The organism is Paenibacillus pasadenensis, from assembly GCF_023715725.1.
GTDB lineage: Bacteria > Bacillota > Bacilli > Paenibacillales > Paenibacillaceae > Paenibacillus_O > Paenibacillus_O pasadenensis_A.
The window spans coordinates 1-20,867 of the sequence record NZ_JAMBOT010000014.1; the positions used below are offsets into that span (position 1 = coordinate 1).

Genomic DNA, 20,867 nt, shown 5'->3' on the forward strand with positions numbered 1-20,867 from the left:
ATCGAGTTCTACAACCAGGAGCGTTTCCAGAAAAAACTCGGCGACCGCTCTCCGGTAGAGTACCGAATTGCAGTCGCCGCTTAATTTGCACTCTTTTTTAGCTGTCTACTTGACGGGGGTAAGACCAGAGATACAGCTGTTATTTAGCTGATGTCTGGGCTTCGCCGCCGAGTCTGCGCCCGATCCACTGCTCGTAAAGCTTGGACACGGCGATCAGATCCTCTTTGTCGTAACCAGCGGAGCTGCCGGCCTGGAACAGGCTTTTGGCTGCTTCCAGCATCGGAGTCGGCGTATTCAGGCTGTCCGAATACACGGAGGCGAGACGCAGATCTTTAAGCATGAGCTCCAGCGAAAACTGCACGCTGTAGTCGCCTTCCAGCAGCTTGGACGATTTGAGCTCGGCCGCTTTGCTGCCTGCGCTGCCGGCCCGTACGATGTCCAGAAACTTGGCGGGATCAAGGCCGCCGCTAACCGCAATCGATAAGCCTTCGGCCAGCGCCAAATTGTTGATGGCGACGATGCTGTTATGGCCCAGCTTGGCGACGGAGCCGCTGCCGGATGGTCCGACATGCACAATTTTTGAGCCCATGGCGTCAAGAACGGGGCGGACGCGCTCCAGCAGCGAAGCCTCGCCGCCAACCATGAACACAAGCGTGCCTCCAATTGCCGCCGGCGTGCTGCCCGTCACAGGGCAATCGAGGAAACCGCAGCCAACGCCCGAGGCAGCCTTGGCCAGCTCCTTCGCCAGCACAGGGGAAATCGTGCTGTTGTCGATAAGTGCGGCGCCAGAGCGGACGGCCGATAAAATGCCCTCTTCGCCAAGGTACAGGCCGCGCACGACGTCGTCGTTGCTGAGCATCGTAATGACAACATCGGCTTCCCGCACCGCTTCCGCAGGCGAGGAGGCTTCTTTCGCTCCGAGCTTTTTAAGCTCCTCCGCTTTGCCCGGCGTGCGATTCCACACAGTGACGGAGAAGCCTTTGCGCGCCAGATTGGCGGCCATCGGTTCGCCCATTGCGCCGAGCCCGATAAATCCAATCGCTAAAGTCATAGAGAAACACCGTCCTTCATGTGGTTTAGTCTCTCCTAGTGTAGCATATTCGCCGCTCAGCCATCGAACCTGACTCCGGCTTGTCCATTCGTGAAGCTTCCATGAAACGCGCCACGTTTGCTTGTTTTCCCTAGTTCAATCCATTATTCTTAGGACATGTTGCAAGGCGCTGGGACCAGACTTAAAGGCCGGACGCGAGCTTATACGGGCTGCTTGGCCCGATCTTGAAGGAGGCATTTTGGAATGAGCAAAACGATTCGTTTCGACTACAGCAAGGCACTTGGATTTCTGGGACAAAATGAGATCGACAACCTGGAGGGGCCAATCCGCCTCGCCCACGATCAGCTGCATAATGGAACGGGAGCCGGCTCCGACTATCTGGGCTGGATCGATCTTCCGACCGCATATGACAAAGAAGAATTTGCGCGCATCAAATCCTCCGCGGACAAAATCCGCTCCGATTCCGACGCTCTCATCGTGATCGGCATCGGCGGCTCCTACCTGGGAGCGCGCGCGGCAATCGAGATGCTGTCGCACTCGTTCTACAACGTGCTGCCAAACGGCGAGCGCAAAGGGCCGCAAATTTTCTTTGCTGGCAACAACATCAGCTCGACCTATGTCACCCATCTGCTTCAGGCGCTTGAGGGCAAAAACTGGTCGATCAACGTTATCTCCAAATCCGGCACAACGACTGAGCCTGCGCTGGCGTTCCGCGTATTCCGCGAGAAGCTGGAGCAAAAATACGGCAAGGAAGAAGCTCGCCGCCGCATTTACGCTACGACGGACAAAGCCCGCGGAGCCCTCAAAAAGCTTGCGACGGAAGAAGGCTACGAGTCCTTTGTTATTCCGGATGACGTTGGCGGACGTTACTCCGTGCTGACGGCTGTAGGCCTGCTGCCAATCGCCGCTGCCGGAATCGACATCGACGCCATGATGCAGGGCGCTGCTGACGCTTCCAAGGAATACGGCAACCCGAACGTTGCCGAGAACGAAGCCTACCAATACGCTGCTGCGCGCAACGCGCTGTACCGCAAAGGTAAAGCAACGGAAATTCTCGTTAACTACGAGCCTTCGCTGCACTTCGTATCGGAATGGTGGAAACAGCTGTACGGCGAAAGCGAAGGCAAAGACCACAAGGGCATTTTCCCGGCTGCGGTCGACTTCTCCACGGATTTGCACTCCATGGGACAATTCATTCAAGAGGGCAACCGCAACCTGTTCGAGACCGTCATTCAGGTTGGCGAGCCAACGGAGCAGATTACGATCGGCAGCGATGCGGACGATCTGGACGGCCTGAACTTCCTGGCTGGCAAAACAATGGACTTCGTAAACAAAAAAGCGTTTGAGGGCACGCTGCTGGCGCATACGGACGGCCAAGTTCCGAACCTTGTCGTGAACATTGCCGATCTTACTCCATATACGTTCGGCTACCTCGTGTACTTCTTCGAGAAAGCTTGCGGCATCAGCGGGTACCTGCTCGGCGTGAATCCATTCGACCAGCCTGGTGTTGAAGCTTACAAAAAGAACATGTTCGCTCTGCTCGGCAAACCTGGCTACGAGAAGGAAAAAGCGGAGCTGGAAGCGCGTCTGTAAGGCGTGACGCGGCCAATGCTTGACAGCTATCGAACGTTAGGCGGACCCGGCTCCAAGGAGATCATCATCAAAAAGTCCCGCTTCATCGGCTACGGACGTCCCGTCAGCAGCGAGGAAGAAGCGGTCGCCTTCATTGAAGAGATCAAAAAGCAGCACTGGAACGCCACCCATAACTGCTCGGCGTATGTGGTCGGCGAACGGGACGAGTTCCAAAAGCAGTCCGACGACGGCGAACCGAGCGGCACGGCGGGCAAGCCGATTTTGGAGGTCATCAAGCATAAGGGCCTCAAAAACGTTGCCATTGTCGTTACCCGTTATTTCGGCGGAATTATGCTCGGCGCTGGCGGCCTCATCCGTGCGTATACGGACGGAGCGGTTGCGGCGATTGAAGCGGCGGGTCCGATCACCAATGTGCTGCACCGGGAAATCGCCGTAGAGGTGGATTATACTTGGTACGGCAAGCTGGAGAACGAGCTGCATGGCCGTGGAGTGCTCGTCGGCGGAGTTGATTTTACCGACCGCGTTACGGTAAGCTGCCTGCCGCTGGCGGCCGACTCGGACCGTTTTATCGCATGGATGACGGACGTAACGCAAGGCCAGGCGAAGATAGCGGCAGGGGATACCCGGTACGTTACTTCACTGGTAACATAATGAATTTGCGGCTCAGGAGCTGCTCCATTGTCATGAAAGTGACCTTGGGGCAGCTTTTTTGCTTTGCCCTGAAGACGGTTCCATAATTTTCATCCCATTGTCGTTGCAATTCCAACAATTCGGGTCGGATAGCGATCTTTTTCATTGACTAGACGAGCTGCGGTCTGCTACATTTATGTAAAACCAAGTAACTTAATAGGATTATTGAAAACACCCGGAATTGATGGAATTAAAACATGCAATTGCGATCAAACCGAACGGCAATGAACGTACCTTCGCGGGTAGGAGGATGAATAGGGACGTGAACATCAGGCTTCGCAGCAGCTGGTGGAGCTTCGGCTTCCGGACAGCCATACTACTTTACTTTTTTCTGCTTGTTATTCTTCCGATCTTCGGCATTTACGTGCAGTCGTTCTCGCAAGGCTGGAGCGCGTTTGCGGAAAGCGTTATCGATCCGCTGGCCTGGAAAGCGGTGCTGCTGACGGTCCGTCTGGCGGTGCTCGCCGCTCTGATTAACCTGGTCGTGGGAACGATCATCGGCTGGGTGCTGATCCGCTACCGCTTTCCGGGGCGGAGGCTGCTCAACAGCTTGGTCGATCTGCCGTTCGCTTTGCCGACAGCGGTCGGCGGCTTGATGATTTTGCTGCTGCTCGGGCCGAACAGCCCGCTTGGCAAGCTTGGCTTTGATATCGTTTACCACGAGCCGGCAATCGTCATCGCGATGGTGTTTGTTACCTTCCCGTTTGTCATCCGTGGCGTACAGCCGCTGCTGGAAGAGATGGAGGCGTCGGAGGAGGAAGCGGCCTACACGATGGGCGCTTCCCGTTCCAGAACGTTTTTCAGCGTTATTTTGCCGACGATGCTGCCCGGCATTATAAGCGGCGGCATGCTGGCTTTTTCCCGGGCGCTCGCCGAATTCGGCGCCGTAGTGCTCGTAGCGGGCAATATTCCGGGCCGGACGCTCGTTGCGTCGGTGTACATTTTCGGACAGATTGAAAGTGACAACACTCAAGGAGCCGCGGCCGTATCCGTGCTGCTGCTGACGCTGAGCTTCCTTATCCTGTGGGCTATCAACATCGTCCAAGGGAGGAGGAAGAGAGCATGAGAAAGCTGTGGATTGGTTTTACGTACGCGGTATTCATCGTTCTCATCATCATTCCGCTTGTCAAAATTACTACTGGAGCCTTCGATGAAGGCGTGGGCGGCTTAATCAAGGCGCTGGGACGGCCTGAAGCGCTGCATGCGCTTATGATGACCGGAATTATCGTTGTGCTTGTCACGATTATTAATACAGTATTCGGCGTTATGCTGGCGATTTATCTCGTTCGCGCTCCGTGGCTGCATCCCCGGATCAAAGGGCTGCTCAACAGCATCGTCGATTTGCCCTATGCGGTATCGCCGGTTATCGGCGGTTTGATGATCGTCCTGCTGCTCGGCCCGGATACGGTGCTCGGCGCAATGCTTGAAGGCGCAGGCGTCAAAATCGTTTACGCGCTGCCAGGCATGGTCATCGCCACGCTGTTTGTCACCTTCCCGCTAATGGTGCGCGAGGTGATGCCGGTGCTGCAGGAAATCGGCAGCCAGCAGGAGGAGGCTTCCTCGATGTTGGGAGCGTATCCTTGGTATACATTTTGGAAAGTGACATGGCCGTCGATCCGCTGGGGCGTCATTTACGGGGTTGTCCTCACGGTAGCCCGGACGCTCGGGGAATTCGGCGCGGTACTCGTCGTTTCCGGCAATATTATGAACCTGACCCAGACGGCGACAACACTGGTTTATCAGGATGTAGAGAATTTCAACGTATTGGCGGCAAGCGGTGTCGCGCTTGTGCTGGCAGCTTTTTCGGTAGGGCTGCTGCTGCTGATGGAATGGGCCAAAAAGCGAAGGGAAGTGCACTGACATGCATATCGAGGTCACAGGCTTAAGCAAATCGTTCGGCGATTTTAAGGCGGTTCAGGATGTTAGCTTTTCCATTCAAAAAGGGCATCTGATCGGTTTGCTCGGTCCGAGCGGCGGCGGAAAAACGTCCATTTTGCGCATGCTGGCGGGCTTGGAGACGCCGACCTCTGGCGATATTGTTTTTCACGGACAGCGCGTCAACGATCTGCCTCCGCAGGAGCGCGGCATCGGGTTTGTGTTTCAGAACTATGCATTGTTTAAACATATGACGGTATTCGACAACGTGGCGTTTGGCCTCAAGGTCAAAAAGCTGCCGAAGGATCAAATCAAGGAGCGTGTGCAAAGCCTGATCGAGCTTACCGGATTAAAAGGCTTCGAGCATCGATATCCGGCCCAGCTGTCTGGCGGCCAGCGCCAGCGTGTCGCTTTTGCCCGCGCTCTGGCTCCGGAGCCGCAGCTGCTGCTGCTCGACGAGCCGTTTGCGGCCATCGATGCCAAAATCCGCTCCGAGCTGCGCACGTGGCTGAAGGAAATGATCGAGCGCGTCGGCATCACGTCCATCTTTGTCACTCACGATCAGGATGAGGCGATTGAGGTGGCCGATGAAATTATGATTATTAGCAAAGGGCGGCTGGAGCAGAAGGGCTCGCCTTGGGATATTTACAAAAACCCGCAAACGCAGTTTGTGGCCGAGTTCATCGGGGAGTCGACGACAGTGGACAATATCGCTGCGTTGAAGGGCTTTGAAGAGGCTGCGGTTTACAGCGGCACAAAAGGTTTGATTCGCCCGGAATATATCGAGATCGGCAAACCGGGAGAAATTACGCTCGCCTCTGCCGCGTTGCGGGGCTCCGTGCGCCATATTCATTTCCGCGGCAGCGAGTGGATGATTGAGCTGGAGGTTGGCGATACCCGCCTGATTACGTACCGCTCGTTGGAAAAGGAAGTGCTGAAGCCGGGCGATCCCGTCGATATTCTCATCCACCGGGCTTATTTGTTTAACGACTCCGACAGCTGGATCATGGAGAACAAGCTTAAGGTTGATCCAATGCCTGTCATCATCTAAGGGTGAATGCGATGAAAAGAACCAACGCCCGCAAGCCTGCCCTGCGAAGGATGGCCGGGTATGGCTTGAGCCTGCTGCTGGCGATGGGACTGCTGAGCGGCTGCGCCGGAGGCCAGACGGCGGATAACGACCCGGAAAAGCCGGAGGCCGCTAAAGGCGATGTAACGCTCGTTATCGGAGCCTATTCCGTGGTGAAGGATGTTTTTGCGGAGCTGCTGCCGAAGTTTCAACAGGAATGGAAGGATCGGACCGGTCAAACGGTTGTGTTTCAGGAATCCTATGAGGCTTCCGGCACGCAGGCGCGTTCTATTATCGGGGGCTTCGAGGCTGATGTCGCGGTGCTTGCCATGGACGGCGATCTGCGGCGCATTCGCGATGCGGGCTTGATTACGCATGACTGGACAGCGGGACCGTATAAAGGCAATATTACAACCTCCATTGCAGTCATCGGAACCCGCGAGGGCAATCCGCGTGGCATAAAAGGCTGGGAGGATCTGATGAAACCCGGCGTCAGGGTGCTTTATCCGAATCCGCAGACGAGCGGCGGCGCGCAGTGGGACATCAACGCCATTTATGGAGCCGGACTCAAGGAGTCGGAGCGCCAGACAGGCAGCAAAGATGCTGAATTCGCTAAAGGATATCTGGAGCGCGTTCATGCCAACATTGAGTCGCTCGACAAGAGCGGCCGCGCTTCTATGGCGGCTTTTGAATACGGCGTCGGCGATGCCATCGTCACCTACGAGAACGAGCTGATTGCCCGTATCAATAAAGGAGTTCCGTACGATATCGTCATTCCCGACGATACGATTCTGATTGAAAATCCCGCCGCCGTAGTAGACCGCAACGTGGACAAACATGGCACCCGCGAGGTAGCAGAGGCGTTTCTGGAGTTCCTGCGCAGCGAGGAAACTCAGCTCTATTTGGCCGAAAACGGCTTCCGTCCCGTCGAGCCAGTCGCGGCTGAGAAGGTGAAGAACGATTACACCACGCCGCCTGGATTGTTCGACATCGGTTATCTCGGGGGTTGGGACGAGGTCAAGAAAAACCTCTATTCCAAGCGTGGTGTCTGGTATCAGGTGCTGGCGGGATTGTAGTTGGTGAGGCGGCTTTTTTCGTTGAACAGGGATTTATATTGTTGTTTTAATAAAAACACTAAAGCCCCTGGCTTTAGTGTTTTTATTACGATCATGCGTCGCCGACAGTGGATAAGGCGTCAAACGCCCTTAAGAAGCGGCAAACTGTTGGAAAGGCCGTAGATAAGGGCGTCAAACGCCCTTAAGAAGGGGCAAAACGCTGGAAAGGCCGTAGATAAGGGCGTCAAACGCCCTTAAGAAGGGGCAAAACGCTGAAAAGGCCGTAGATAAGGGCGTCAAACGCCCTTAAGAAGCAGAGCTGCTGGAACGGCTACCGATGAAAAAGTCTCTATAAAAACGACGGGAATATAAACTGGGAAATGGATAATCATTTTTTGTTATACTATTTGCTAGTAAAGCTTTAGACATAACCGAAAAAGAGGGATGAAATGTCGTATATCGTTGATTTTAAACAAGTATCTACGGTTGGTTTAGAGTCTTCTCCTGTAGCAGAAGCGCTTGCAGGTCTGCGCGCGAACGAAGCCCGTTATTTTATGAACAAGTACAAGCATGAATTTACGGTTGTGCCGGCTAGCGAAAGCCAGGAAAACCTCGATTATGTGAACCGGGTTTTGCAAGAGCGTGATATTAATTTTGCCGCCAAACCTTTGGAAACGTCGCAGTTTCAGGTGGAGAACATCAAATTTACATACGTCTTTTATGAAGACGGTCTTGGAATTAATGTCATGTATACGGTGGATGACCCCAAGAAGCGGGCCGTTGGGTTTAAGCTTTCCGAAGGGATGGAAGTGCCGGCAGAGCTTGAAGGGAAGTTTAAATTTGCGCGGCAAAAATCTAAGCTGGCAGGTACGATTCGCGGCTCTTTTTTTGTAATTAAGGGAGAGTACTAAAGCAACTTTTTTGGTCAGCATATTAGTTGCAAATACCCTTCGCTCCATATAAGATATATCGGAAAGAACTTTATGAAGGAGTGGGAATATGAAGTGGAAACGGACGTTTGTTATCCATCGGATGTCGCCTTTTCATATTCTTGCTTATCAAAACACTGAAGCCTCCGTGCTTTAGTGTTTTTTATTATCCCCGGAGGTGAAGTAGGTGACGAGGTACACAAGAGTCCTTATTAAACTAAGCGGTGGAGCGGTTGCCGGGGATGCGGAATTTGGATTTGAGCCTGAAAGATTGAACTATATTGCCGATGAAATTATGTCTGTCGTGAAATTAGGCGTTGAAGTATCCTTGGTCATAGCGGGGGGAATATTTTTCGCGGTAATTTGGCGGAAAGTTGGGGAATAGAAAGAGCAGAAGCAGACAACATTGGCACGCTCGCAACCGTCATTAACAGCTTAATGCTTCGTGGTGTTTTCAAAGCCAAAACAGACAAAGAAGTGCGTGTCATGACCGCAATTCCGATTACATCGGTTGCAGAACCGTATATCCGCTTAAGGGCGATTCACCATCTGGAGCATGGGTACATTGTAATATTTACAGGCGGAAACGGACAGCCTTTCGTCACAACCGATTATCCATCTGTCCAGAGGGCTATTGAAGTTAATTGTGAAGCTTTGCTCGTTGCAAAACAAGGTGTTGACGGTGTTCTTAATGCAGATCCTAAAATTGTACAGGATGCAAGGATGTTTAAATCGCTCCACTATAACGATGTTATAAAACACAATTTAAAGGTAATGGATCAGTCGGCCTTCATTCTCGCCAGAGACTACAATTTGCCGATACATGTGTTTAACTTTGATAAACCTGGTGCAATGAAAGAAATTTGCGAAGGGAAAAATAATGGTACGATTATTAACAGCATATCAGTGCTGGAGCTGGAAGAAACATAACTATAACCGTCAGGGTGCAGCTGCCGCTCAAACAAGCTGCTCCTTGGAATTTTCTTTTCACGAAATGTCAGATTGTATAATAAAAAAAATTTGTACGATTTTTCATATAAATTTTGTCAGGACCGTGTCGATTTATTGAAGCTTGTACGATAAATCATACAAATTGTCTTGGCATAGATGGAAAAAGTGAAGATTTGTATGTTTTATCATACAAAGTTTTGAGAAGCGGCGGTTTCTAATCAGTTTTTGTATGATGAATCGTACAAAAAAGTTGCTTTGGCTTATATAAGCTGAGTTCCATGGTTAACCATGCCTAGACGTAGCGAGGACAACCTAATCGTAAAACGATTTGTTATCCCAGCGACTATAATTAAACTATTCCGGTAATGCAATACATAAAACTTTCCGCGAAACGGGTGACGAGTGTCATGTTTAAAATTATGATCATTGAGGATGACCTCACTTTATTTAAAGAAATTGAAGAGCGTTTATCCCAATGGTCTTATGATACATATGGAGTTCGGCAATTTGATCAAGTGCTCCAGGAATTTACCGAGGTGAACCCCGACCTTGTTATCATCGATATCCAGCTTCCGAAATTTGACGGCTTTCATTGGTGCCGGATGATCCGGGCGCATTCAAATGTACCCATCGTCTTTTTGTCGTCCCGGGATCATCCGGCGGATATGGTCATGTCCATGCAGCTGGGCGCGGACGACTTTGTCCAAAAGCCGTTTCATTTTGACGTGCTGATCGCTAAAATTCAGGCAACCCTGCGCCGCGTGTACAATTACAGTAACGAGCCGACTCAGCTGAAAACGTGGCGGGGAGCTGCGATTGAATTTGTGAAAAATACAATTTCGAACAATCAAGGCACAGTTGAGCTGACTAAAAACGAAATATTTATTTTGAAACTGCTCATTGAGCGCAAAAACTCTATTGTAAGCCGCGAACAGCTGATTACGAGCCTTTGGGACAATGAGCAGTTCGTCAGCGACAATACGTTGACCGTAAACGTAAACCGCCTGCGCAAAAAGCTGGATTCGATCGGCCTTGGCTCGTTCATCGAAACAAAGGTTGGCCAAGGTTATATGGCTGTCGAAGAGGCTTCGGTATGATCCGCAAATTCCTGTCTGAAAGGCGGAGCTGGCTGCTGCTTCTACTTGTTCTGCAGCTGTTGCTCGTTTTTGTCGCTTTTGTCGATTCCTCCATTCCGCTTTTGCCGATCCTGTACATTACGCTGTTGTCTCTCATGATTTGTGCGATCTTTTTGATCGTTCGATACTATAGGGAGACGAGATTTTACAAGGGGGTCGCAGAGTGGAATCCGGCATCCGGTCTGACGGCGTTTAAGGATGCGAGCAGCCCTTTCGAGCAAATTGTGGAGGAAGCGGTGAATCAGCAAACGGAACGTTACAAACGGGAGGCTTCCCGCCATCTTCTGCTGCTTGAACAAGAAAAAGACGAGCTGCTATCCTGGATTCACGAAGTGAAAACACCGCTTACCGCGATGCAGCTTATGATTGACCGTATGCAGGACGAACGGCTTAAAGCGCAGCTAAAATATGAATGGCTCCGCATTCATCATCTGCTCGACCAGCAGCTGCATCAGAGACGGATTCCGTTTATGAAAAACGATCTGTACGTGGAGGAAACGGAGCTTGAGCCGGTCGTTAATACAGAGATTAAAGAGCTGAGATCGTGGTGCATCCAAAAGGGAATCGGTTTTGACGTATCGCTTGATGCAGGCCCAGTGTTGACCGATGCCAAGTGGCTTGGTTTTATCTTGAGACAGCTGTTAACCAACGCGGTTAAGTACAGCGAAGGCTCGGATATTGAGGTAAACAGCCATGAAGCAAAGGGGCATGTCGTTTTGAGCGTCAAAGACTTTGGCCGCGGTATCGATCCGAAAGATTTGCCGAGGATTTTCGACCGGGGGTTCACCTCGACAACGGCGCACCGGGAGAGCGCGGCGACCGGTATGGGGCTTTATTTGGCGCAAAAGGCTGCGGAATCGCTTCTGATTCGAATCGAGGCGGAATCTTTACCCGGCAAAGGCTCGACGTTCCGGCTCATCTTCCCCGTCTCTAACGATTTTTCGCGAATGACAGGCATGTGACAACAATGTCACATGCTTTTATGTTTTGTTCGCTCAATCGAAGGAAAAAATGGTTCCGGGAAGGTAACATAATCTCATGACGATACGACAAAGGAGCGAGCCGAGTGGTTATTTTAGAGGCTGATAAAATTCATAAAATATACGGGAACAAGTTCAATCGGCAGGAGGTGCTGAAGGGCATTGACCTGCAAGTGGGCAAGGGAGAATTTGTAGGCATTATGGGTCCGTCCGGCTCCGGTAAAACAACCTTGCTGAATGTATTATCCTCCATTGATACGCTGAGCGAGGGAAGCATCAAAATTGAGGGAAAACAATTTACGGGCATGAAGGAGAAGGATTTGGCTGAATTCCGCAAAAACCATCTCGGATTTATTTTTCAGGAGTACAATCTGCTGGATACGCTAACAGTGAAGGAAAATGTGCTGCTGCCGCTTTCGATTAAAAAAATTTCAAAAACAGCGGCGCTGGAGAAATTCAAGCAGGTTGCCGGGGAGCTGGGCATATACGAGCTGGCTGATAAGTATCCAAGCGAGATTTCCGGCGGGCAAAAGCAGCGCACCTCAGCGGCCCGCGCGTTTGTGCATGAGCCAAGCATCATCTTTGCGGATGAGCCTACCGGAGCTCTTGATTCCAAGTCGGCATCGGATCTGCTTCATAAGCTGAGCAGCATGAACGAAAAACATGCGTCCACGATCGTTATGGTGACCCATGATCCTGTCGCCGCCAGCTACTGCAGCCGTGTCGTATTCATAAGGGACGGCCAAATTTATACGCAGCTTCATAAAGGCGAAGAGTCGAGACAGTCATTTTTGAGCGACATTATGAAAACTCAAGGCGTTTTGGGCGGTGTTCAAGGGTGAGCCTGACTGCGATTATTTTTCGAAACCTGCGAAAGAACATCAGGCACTATTATCTTTACGTATTTGCGCTTATTTTCAGCGTGGCGTTGTATTTCTCTTTTGTCACGCTTCAATACGACCCTTCCATGGAGCAAGCGAAAGGATCAATCAAAGGAGCTGCGGCGCTCGGGGCTGCCTCTGTGCTGCTTGTTGCCATTGTCGCTGTGTTTCTGCTGTATGCCAATACCATTTTCATTAAACGCAGGAGCAAGGAAATCGGCCTGCTGCAGCTGGTCGGTCTGACGAAAGGACGTATTTTCCGTCAATTAACGGCTGAAAATCTGATTCTTTATTTTGGTTCGATGCTTGCAGGCATTGCCGCAGGATTTGCCGTGTCCAGGCTGATTTTAATGATTTTGTTTAAAATTATTGGCATTGACGTGCTGGCCAAGCTGCGTTTCTCTACGGAAGCGCTGCTGCAGACGGTCATTGTGTTTGCCGGAATCTATGTCCTTATCATGATCATGAACTATGCGTTCATTAAACGTCAGAGCATTCTTTCCTTGTTCCGTGCCGTGTCCGTTGCTCAAGAACGGGTGAAAAAGCTGTCGTCAGCGGAAATGCTGTTTGGCATTTTGGGGATTATGTTTACGGTGGCCGGATATTACCTTTCCAGCAAGCTGTTTAGCGGCAAATATACGGCCATAAACGAGCTTATGATCATGATGATTTTGATTTTGGCTTTTGTTATTGCGGGCACTTACTTTTTCTACAAAGGTTCCGTCAGCTTTATTTTCAACGCAATCCGCAAAAGCAGAAACGGTTATTTGTCCGTAGGCGAGGTGCTGTCGCTGTCCTCGATCATGTTCAGAATGAAATCAAACGCTCTGCTGCTCACCGTTATAACCACGATATCCGCGCTGGCGATTGGACTGCTGTCGCTTAGTTATATTTCTTATTATTCTACCGATGCGCAGGCTAAATCTTCTGTTCCGAATGATTTTGGCTTTGTCAGTGAACAGGTTAAAAATCAGTTCGCAGCGGAGCTGGATTCCCGTCATATCGCTTATAAGGTTATTCACCGCAAACCGGTTCGAGCCGAACTGGACGCTTCACGCATTATGTCGGGCGACTTAAATATCGGAGACAGAGGTCATATACTGGAGACTCAAGTGCTCAGCGAAACGATGGTGGACGGCATCCGGCTGGAGCCGGGCGAGGCTGTTTTTATGGGGTACGGGAATGCCGTTCAAAACTTCCTGTCGCTGAAAGACAAGGGCGAATTTGAGTTTATCGTTCCGGACGGCAAGCTGAAGCAGAGGATGATCGGCGCCAAGGAAGAGGCCGTATTATCCTACAATTATGGCGGAACCATTCCTTCAACGATCGTGGACGACAGCGTTTATCAGCAGCTTGTGGAAGCTGCGTCTGCGGATCAGAATCCTGACACAAAGCTCTCCGATTATTATGGGCTGGATCTTAAGGACGGCTCTAAAATAAAAGAAGCGCATCAGCTATTTGTTGAAAAGGGGCTGGATGCTCCAAGCTTCTCGCAGTATGAGTATAAAATGAACCAGCGCATGAATATGGGAATTATTATGTTTATTGTAGCTTTCCTTGGTCTGACGTTCCTCATCACATCCGGCTGCATTTTGTACTTTAAACAGATGGATGAAAGCGAGGAGGAAAAGCCGAATTATACGATTTTGCGCAAGCTTGGCTTTACGCAGAGCAATCTGCTGCGCGGCATCCGCTACAAGCAGCTGTTTAACTTTGGCATTCCGCTCTTAGTCGGACTTTCGCACAGTTATTTTGCCGTCAAATCCGGCTGGTTTTTCTTCGGCACGGAGATGCTGTGGCCTATGCTGATTGTTATGGCGTTGTACACGGTGCTGTATTCGATATTTGGTATTTTGTCCATCGCTTATTATAAGCGCGTAATTAAAGAATCCTTATAAAAAACAAGGGATGCGGCTGTCCGCGTCCCTTGCTTTTTACCTAAAAGCCGGTTTGTCGGTAATAATTATATCCGTAGGTGAATTGCCGCCAATCACGATTGGAGCTGAATTAAAAAGCACTTTAAAGGTGTTAAATCTTAGCCCCAGGTTGTCGCACCTAAATCTGAATTCAAATTCACCAATAAAAGCATCCATTCTAAATGCTAAATATCGTCCAAATAAATCGTTGCGAAATGCATCTATTTCAAGCCGTAAGAGGTTTGATCCGCCGTTGGGAGGGAGAATTCCGCCCGGGAGGGGCCATTCTGCATTACCTTCTAAGGATGCAAGACCAAAGGTAATATCGCGCGTATTATTTGTTATATTCAAATCCACCGAATCTAAACTTCGGATTGGTTCATTCATCTTGAATGCGTGAGTGACTGCGGCAAGTAATATAAATAGAACGAGCACTGTTCCTAGCTTCATTGAAACTCTCCTTACCTATGGCTTGATTATATTGGCTCTATCAATATATGAAAATTTTTTGGAGAGGGTACGGGCAAAGCACCTTTTTTTAGGGCCAGCACATATGTTGGAATGCTTCCGAAACCCGAATGGAATCACATCAAAATAAAGTATAATCATGCAAGAATGAGGCTTTTAACTATCCTAATGTTGCTGTTAAGGTATAGATAAAATAATGATTAATTGGAGGTGTTTCATTGGAAACACGTGGCATACATTCATCTTCTCCTGCTACTCAATGGAAAGAGGGCATGGTAAGCGGTAATGGTTTACTCGGGGTTATTGTTTATGGAGACGCATTAAAGGAAACCTTCGTTTATCAGAACACGAAATTTAACGTGCCGAATGATGGCGTGCGGCAGGCTCCTGATATTAGCGGCGCTCTTAAAGAGGTCCGGGATTTAACCTTATCCGGAGACGGCAAGTCAGCCGCATTGAAATCCTCCGCCGCAGCGACAACATGGTTACGCCAGCATACGGGCGACAATGAAGCGAATTGGGATATCGTTCAGACTTATTCCTTCCACCCCGGTTACCAGGCAAGCTTAGAGCTGACTTCAAACGGCTCCATTACGCACTATGACCGATGGACAAATTTTGAGACAGGCGAAATTGGCGTGGAATGGCATGATGATCAAGGCGTTTGGATTCGAAAAACATTCGTTTCCAGAACAGATAACGTCATCGTAACGGTTATGGAGAAGCCAGCCGGCGCCGCTCATTTTGATGCTTCCATCGGGATCGATGCGGAATCTATGCCTAATTTTGCACAATCAAAAATAACGGTCCAGAAAGCAGTTGATTCGGATGGAGATTATTTGGCGCTCAAAGGAAAATACGCGTCCTATCCAAATTCGCCGCTCCAAAACGGCGGTTACGCAGGGGTTACTAAAATAGTGACGGACGGAAGTAGGTTAGTCAAAACTGAAAACGTTACCATATCAGAGGCAACCTATCTTGTCATGCTGACTGTTTTGGATCGTCAAGAAGATAATTTTGAATTATCGGACCCTGCAATCGTAACTCAACTGCTGGAGCAACTTAATGCCGTCGTAAGCAAATATACAGCCAACGGTTATTTTGACTATACGGCAATGCTCTCCTCTCACGCCGCCATACATGGGGAGATGATGAACCGAGTATCTCTTCAATTGGATAGCGATCCGAATGAACGCAGCTTAACGAGCGAGCAGCTGATTGCTCTGCAAAATGCGAACAACAAACAGCTGAACCAGACTTTGGTTGAGAAAATGTTCGATTCCGGCCGATACGCCTACATCTCGTCGAGCGGTTTCAATCCTCCTCGTTTAATGGGGATATGGACCGGAGAATTTATGCCGGAGTGGAGCGGAGACTTTACGACGGACGCTAACGTGAACCTTCAAATCGCTGGAGGAAACATCGGGAATACGCCGGAGGCAATGGAGAGTTATATTAATTTGATCATGCGCCATATGGATGACTGGGAATTAAATGCGGAGCGTATTTTTGGCATTCCCAATGCGATTCTTGCGCCGCCAAGGACGGATGGCGACGGTGATGCTTTAACGCATTTTACCATAACGGATGGTTTTCCGGGTCAGTATTGGATCGCTGGCGCGAGCTGGCTCCTGCTGCCGTTTTATGAGTACTACTTAACCTTTGGCAATCAGTCCGTTCCAAACGGCAAGGGTGAGAAGGAACCTGTCTTGGATATCCTTTATCGTTCGCTGACTAAACTTGGCAACTTCTATGAAGGGTTTTTGAGCGAAGATTACGTAGACGGCGAGGGAAAATACATTTTAGTTCCGACTTATTCGCCTGAAAATAGCCCTGCGAACAGAAGCTCTACGCTTCAGCCAAATTCAACGATGGATATCGCCTCTGCAAAAGATGCGCTGCTGATGTTGATGGAAGTATCTAAAACGGTTGATCCGACTAACGATGTGTCAAAGTGGCAGCGATTGTTAGACCGGTTGCCTGAATATCGGTATAACTCGGACAGCTCCATCCAGGAGTGGGCGATGGAAGGAATTGAGGACAACAACTTCCACCGTCACATTAGTCATTTGTATCCTGCTTGGCCGTCATTGGAATCGAACAGCACGGATAATGCGGAGCTTAAACAAGGTATTATTCAGGCCTTGGATAACCGCATCCAAAACGGCTCCGAAAGCGCCGTACATGGTCTTGTGCATAAGGGCCTTGTAGAAGCGCGGATTCAGCGGGGAGAAGGCGTTTATGAATCTCTGCTGCCGCTGTTCACAGAAAGTTATATTTTCAGCAGTTTAATGATGTCGCATAATGATCATTTTAAGTCTGTTTACTGTACGGACGGTCCGATTACGATTCCTGCTGTTCTGATGGAAGCGTTGGCTTATTCAGACGCGAACTCGATTGCTTTTTTGCCGGCGCTGCCTGAACAATTTTCCAGAGGAGAGGTCAAAGGGCTCAGAGCTAGGAATCAAACCGCGATCACTTCGTTGAAATGGGATTTAACAAAAGGGACTGTTCATGCCGTGTTGCGTTCAGACCTGGATCAACAGCTGCTAATTTCCAACGTTTTAGGGATTGGAGAGATTCAGGTTTCCGGTGCATCCGCTTCTGTTGTTGCTGACAAAGCTAATACTCGTTTGCTCTCCTTGCAGGCACATCAAGATACATCCATTTTGATTTCTTGGCCTGTTTTACAAGTGAATGGTTAAGACTTGGAGCTGAGAACTAGTTACCCCCCCAAAAAAAAGCTATCTCCAAAAAAACCGCGCCTTGCGCGGTTTTTTTGCGTTTGGATGGCTGCTTTATTCTAGGCATAGTACCATTTTCGTAAAAGTACCTTGACTGCCACAGTAGTTTGCCGTATTATACAGTCATGAGGTGATTCAATGAGTGAGAACAAAATTACATCCGACCTGCTTCGAGGGCATACCGATACAATCATCTTGCGCCTTTTATCCGAAGCGGACCGTTATGGCTACGAAATCGTCAAGGTAATCGCAGAGCGCTCGGACGGTGAGTATGAGCTAAAGGAAGCAACCATGTACTCAAGTCTGCGGCGGCTGGAGGCGGAGGGGGATGTTGAGTGGTATTGGGGTGACGAATCTCAAGGCGGCCGGCGCAAATATTTTAGAGTAACCGAGACGGGAAGAGAAACTTACAGACGCAATAAAAACAACTGGGGATACGCAAAACGCGTGCTTGAAAACTTACTATAGGAGAGTGAATGATTATGAATAACAAATTAACCAACTATCTGAACAGTGTGTTTGCGCCTTACGATGGAGTGAAAAGCGTCGAGGAATTGAAGAGCGATCTTCATTCCGATCTGCAGGAACGGTTCCGCGAACTCAAAAAAGAGGGCAAGGACGACGAAACAGCATTGGAAATGACCATCGATAGCATTGGCGACATTGAGCAGACCGTACAGGAGGTCGCTAACCTATCCCGTTCGCTGGAGCGGCAGGTCGTAACCAACTTTAGCTCAAGCAATTTGCCGAAAAGCGACTTTGCCGGTGTCGCGCAAAAAGGGAAGTTTTCCGGAAGCTCGCTGCGCGGCTCCGACTTTTCGAACGCTGACCTGACTGGCAGCGCGTTTACGGGCAGCGATGTTCGCGAAACCATTTTTAATGGAGCCAACCTCACGGACTGCAACTTTTCTTCGCTGGACCTTTCGGATGCAAGCTTCAAAAAATCCATCCTCATGCGCACAAACTTCAGCTCATCGGGTCTGGAAGGCGCAAAATTTGTAGGCGCCAAGTTGACAGACGTCAGGCTGGATAAGACGGACCTTAGAAAAACGGTTTTTCAAAAATGCACGTTTGACGGCGTGGAGTTTAAATACACCGATCTTACAGGTCTTAACTTTGACGAGCAGACCTTCATCGGCGTCAAGTTTGAGAAATCAGCTCTTACCGATGTTTCCTTTAAGGGAGCGACGCTCAAAAATGTGTCTTTCCATCCTGGCTTCACATTAACCAAAAAATATTTCCGGGCCATCAAGACAATCTGCTTTGACGGCGCAGTAATGGATAAATTGACTTACGCAGGGCTCAAAGGAATGGAAGCCAATCTGTCCAACGTTATCGTTCGTTAAGGAGGAGAAAGTATGCAAACTAAATCCATTAAAGTCGTGGAGTTGCAAAAGTCGTATAAGGAGCTCCAAGTGTTAAAAGGCGTCAATTTTGAAGTAGAGAAGGGCAGCATTTTTGCCCTGCTCGGCTCAAACGGGGCAGGCAAAACAACGGTGGTCAAAATCCTCACTACGCTGCTTAAACATGACAGCGGGAGCGCCGTTATAAACGGATTTGATGTTGCAACTAAACCCGATCATGTGCGGCAGGCCATTAGTTTGACCGGACAATTCGCCGCAGTAGATGAGTTAATGACAGGACGGGAAAACCTGATTATGATCGCAAAGCTCCGATACCTCAAGCAGCCGCGTCAGGTTGCAGAAGATCTGCTAAACCGGTTCAGATTAACGGAAGCAGCCGACCGCAGAGTGTCCACTTATTCAGGCGGCATGCGCAGGAGGCTCGATATCGCCTTAAGCCTTGTAGGAACACCGCAAATCATCTTCCTCGATGAACCCACTACTGGCCTTGACCCCGAATCGCGCATCGAAGTTTGGAAGATCGTTAAGGAACTTTCAGACAGCGGAACGACAGTATTTCTCACCACGCAGTATTTAGAGGAGGCCGAGCAGCTCGCCGACCGAATCGCCATTTTACACCAAGGCAAAATCATTGCCAACGGCACTCTTTTGGAGCTGAAAAAGCTGTTTCCAACGACTAAGGTAGAGTATGTAGAAAAGCAGCCGAGCCTGGAAGAGATCTTCCTGTCCATTATCGGCAATAAGGAGGGCGCTTAAATGGAAACGGTAAAAAAACATTTTTTCAACGATCTAGGCGTAATGCTCGGACGCTCCATGCGCCATATTTCCCGCAGTATGGATACCATTATTACGGTTACCATTATGCCAATCGCGTTATTGCTGCTGTTCGTGTACGTATTTGGCGGAGCCATTGAAACCGGAACGGACAGCTATGTGAATTACCTGCTGCCTGGCATACTGCTGATTGCGATCGCCAGCGGAATTTCTTACACCGCTTACCGACTATTTATCGATGTCCAAAAGGGCATTTTTGAACGGTTCCATTCTATGCCGATTTCACGCTCCACCTTATTATGGGGCCATGTGCTGACCTCGCTCGTATCCAACGCCATCTCCGTTGTTGTTATTATCCTCGTTGCGTTATTAATGGGCTTTCGCTCCTCGGCCAGCATCTTAGACTGGCTTGCGGTAGCCGGTATCCTCGTATTGTTTACTCTTGCCTTAACCTGGCTCGCTGTTATTGCCGGATTATCCGCCAAGTCAGTTGATGGCGCAAGCGCCTTTTCCTACCCGATCATCTTCCTTCCGTTTATAAGCTCCGCCTTTGTTCCGACCGAGTCCATGCCTTCCGTCGTTCGAGCCTTTGCCGAAAATCAGCCGGTGACCTCGATCGTTGAAGCGATTCGCGCCTTGTTGGCCGGACAGCCGGTGGGCAATGATGTTTGGTCCGCTCTGGCGTGGTGCGTCGGAATCTTGTTTGTCGCTTACTTCTTAGCCATGCTGGTTTATAAGAAGCGGTTTTAAATTACTTCATACTGGAGATGCTTGATTAAAATAAGAGGCTGTCCCTTGTCACCGGTGTGACTTATGGGACCGCCTCTTTATTTTATACTCTGAAGTTAATATATTTTACCAATTATTATAGTAAGGTCGACGGTAATTTCCATTTCAGTCATAGCGAGAACTCTCTGTATTTGATTTTTTTCTGCCCTCCAAGAAAGTGGCGTCATGTTGACCAAGTGGTGAATCAGAATTTGATCCAAAATCACTGTGTATTGTAATCGTCGGGATTCATTCGTTTTAAAATATTTTCCGAAAAGATCTTGGGTATGACGACTCGAAAAAGTTGGTTCTTCTGTTCGATTGTAATAATGCGAGCGTAATTCTTTTAAATAGCCATGCTCCGGAACAACCTTTATTAACACAAAAACACCTCATTCATTCGTTATTGGAGAATGAAAAAGGCACAGATAAATAAACCTAGCCTGTTAACTCAAAAAAAGGCTGGGCTCAATAATCTGTACCTCTCATTACCGCAAACGAATGAATTTAATGATCATGTGAAACGTCACTCCATTCTTAAAGTTCGAATACGGCTAAGACTATTCCATAATAATATCATATTAGAATATCCTCAAAAGAAACTCTTAGAGTATCGGTATGCC

General features: G+C 49.4%; 19 protein-coding genes and 1 pseudogene. 18 read left to right on the forward strand and 2 right to left on the reverse strand.

Going from position 1 to position 20,867, the window contains the following annotated elements:
- Nucleotides 1–84 (forward strand): IS3 family transposase, encoded by an 84-nt coding sequence (locus M3223_RS24595; protein WP_353057724.1) that lies wholly within the window; start codon nt 1–3, stop codon nt 82–84.
- Between the two features lie 55 nt (nt 85–139).
- On the opposite strand, the gene M3223_RS20925 is transcribed toward M3223_RS24595, so the two are convergent.
- Nucleotides 140–1,051: an NAD(P)-dependent oxidoreductase gene (locus M3223_RS20925; RefSeq protein WP_251565245.1), complete on the reverse strand. Its 912-nt coding sequence runs from the start codon at nt 1,049–1,051 to the stop codon at nt 140–142.
- A gap of 243 nt (nt 1,052–1,294) precedes the next feature.
- On the opposite strand from M3223_RS20925, the gene M3223_RS20930 reads away from it, so the two are divergent.
- From M3223_RS20930 to M3223_RS20985, 12 genes and pseudogenes are all read left to right on the forward strand, one after another.
- Complete coding sequence (locus M3223_RS20930) at nt 1,295–2,644, forward strand: glucose-6-phosphate isomerase (RefSeq protein ID WP_251565247.1); 1,350 nt, start codon at nt 1,295–1,297, stop codon at nt 2,642–2,644.
- A 15-nt stretch (nt 2,645–2,659) separates the two neighbouring features.
- Nucleotides 2,660–3,295, forward strand: coding sequence for a YigZ family protein (locus M3223_RS20935; protein ID WP_251565249.1), 636 nt, complete (start codon nt 2,660–2,662; stop codon nt 3,293–3,295).
- A 289-nt stretch (nt 3,296–3,584) separates the two neighbouring features.
- Nucleotides 3,585–4,400, forward strand: a complete 816-nt coding sequence (gene cysT / locus M3223_RS20940) for a sulfate ABC transporter permease subunit CysT (protein ID WP_251565251.1) — start codon at nt 3,585–3,587, stop codon at nt 4,398–4,400.
- Nucleotides 4,397–5,194 carry a sulfate ABC transporter permease subunit gene (locus M3223_RS20945; protein WP_251565255.1) on the forward strand — a complete coding sequence of 266 codons (798 nt, stop codon included), beginning with the start codon at nt 4,397–4,399 and terminating at the stop codon, nt 5,192–5,194. Before cysT ends, M3223_RS20945 begins: the two co-directional genes overlap by 4 nt.
- A gap of 1 nt (nt 5,195) precedes the next feature.
- Entirely contained in the window at nt 5,196–6,260 is a 1,065-nt protein-coding gene (locus M3223_RS20950; RefSeq protein ID WP_251565256.1) for a sulfate/molybdate ABC transporter ATP-binding protein, read from the forward strand.
- Between the two features lie 11 nt (nt 6,261–6,271).
- Nucleotides 6,272–7,354, forward strand: a complete 1,083-nt coding sequence (locus M3223_RS20955) for a sulfate ABC transporter substrate-binding protein (protein ID WP_251565258.1) — start codon at nt 6,272–6,274, stop codon at nt 7,352–7,354.
- Nucleotides 7,355–7,782: 428 nt separating this feature from the next.
- Complete coding sequence (locus tag M3223_RS20960; protein WP_251565260.1) at nt 7,783–8,244, forward strand: phage tail protein; 462 nt, start codon at nt 7,783–7,785, stop codon at nt 8,242–8,244.
- A gap of 205 nt (nt 8,245–8,449) precedes the next feature.
- Nucleotides 8,450–9,192, forward strand: a pseudogene (pyrH, locus tag M3223_RS20965) (UMP kinase).
- 428 nt (nt 9,193–9,620) lie between these two features.
- A complete protein-coding gene (locus M3223_RS20970) occupies nt 9,621–10,310 on the forward strand; it encodes a response regulator transcription factor (RefSeq protein ID WP_251565262.1) in 690 nt (229 codons plus the stop codon).
- The gene (locus tag M3223_RS20975; protein ID WP_251565264.1) at nt 10,307–11,311 is read left to right on the forward strand and encodes a sensor histidine kinase; all 1,005 of its coding nucleotides are present in this window, start codon (nt 10,307–10,309) and stop codon (nt 11,309–11,311) included. Before M3223_RS20970 ends, M3223_RS20975 begins: the two co-directional genes overlap by 4 nt.
- A gap of 104 nt (nt 11,312–11,415) precedes the next feature.
- Nucleotides 11,416–12,171 carry an ABC transporter ATP-binding protein gene (locus M3223_RS20980; protein ID WP_251565266.1) on the forward strand — a complete coding sequence of 252 codons (756 nt, stop codon included), beginning with the start codon at nt 11,416–11,418 and terminating at the stop codon, nt 12,169–12,171.
- Complete coding sequence (locus M3223_RS20985) at nt 12,168–14,108, forward strand: FtsX-like permease family protein (protein WP_251565268.1); 1,941 nt, start codon at nt 12,168–12,170, stop codon at nt 14,106–14,108. The genes M3223_RS20980 and M3223_RS20985 overlap by 4 nt, the downstream gene beginning before the upstream one ends.
- 36 nt (nt 14,109–14,144) lie before the next feature.
- Here M3223_RS20985 and M3223_RS20990 read toward each other — a convergent pair whose 3' ends face one another.
- Nucleotides 14,145–14,576: a hypothetical protein gene (locus tag M3223_RS20990; protein WP_251565270.1), complete on the reverse strand. Its 432-nt coding sequence runs from the start codon at nt 14,574–14,576 to the stop codon at nt 14,145–14,147.
- A gap of 236 nt (nt 14,577–14,812) precedes the next feature.
- Here M3223_RS20990 and M3223_RS20995 point away from each other — a divergent pair, with 236 nt between their 5' ends.
- The 5 genes from M3223_RS20995 (at nt 14,813) to M3223_RS21015 (ending at nt 20,226) form a co-directional block, all read left to right on the forward strand.
- Nucleotides 14,813–17,299, forward strand: coding sequence for a glycosyl hydrolase family 95 catalytic domain-containing protein (locus M3223_RS20995; protein WP_251565272.1), 2,487 nt, complete (start codon nt 14,813–14,815; stop codon nt 17,297–17,299).
- A gap of 177 nt (nt 17,300–17,476) precedes the next feature.
- Nucleotides 17,477–17,806 carry a PadR family transcriptional regulator gene (locus tag M3223_RS21000; RefSeq protein WP_251565274.1) on the forward strand — a complete coding sequence of 110 codons (330 nt, stop codon included), beginning with the start codon at nt 17,477–17,479 and terminating at the stop codon, nt 17,804–17,806.
- Between the two features lie 14 nt (nt 17,807–17,820).
- Entirely contained in the window at nt 17,821–18,684 is an 864-nt protein-coding gene (locus M3223_RS21005; RefSeq protein ID WP_251565276.1) for a pentapeptide repeat-containing protein, read from the forward strand.
- A 12-nt stretch (nt 18,685–18,696) separates the two neighbouring features.
- On the forward strand, nt 18,697–19,458 hold the full coding sequence (locus tag M3223_RS21010) for an ABC transporter ATP-binding protein (RefSeq protein ID WP_251565278.1): 762 nt from the start codon (nt 18,697–18,699) through the stop codon (nt 19,456–19,458).
- A complete protein-coding gene (locus tag M3223_RS21015) occupies nt 19,459–20,226 on the forward strand; it encodes an ABC transporter permease (RefSeq protein WP_251565280.1) in 768 nt (255 codons plus the stop codon). It abuts the gene before it with no gap.
- The last annotated feature ends 641 nt before the right edge of the window (nt 20,227–20,867 follow it).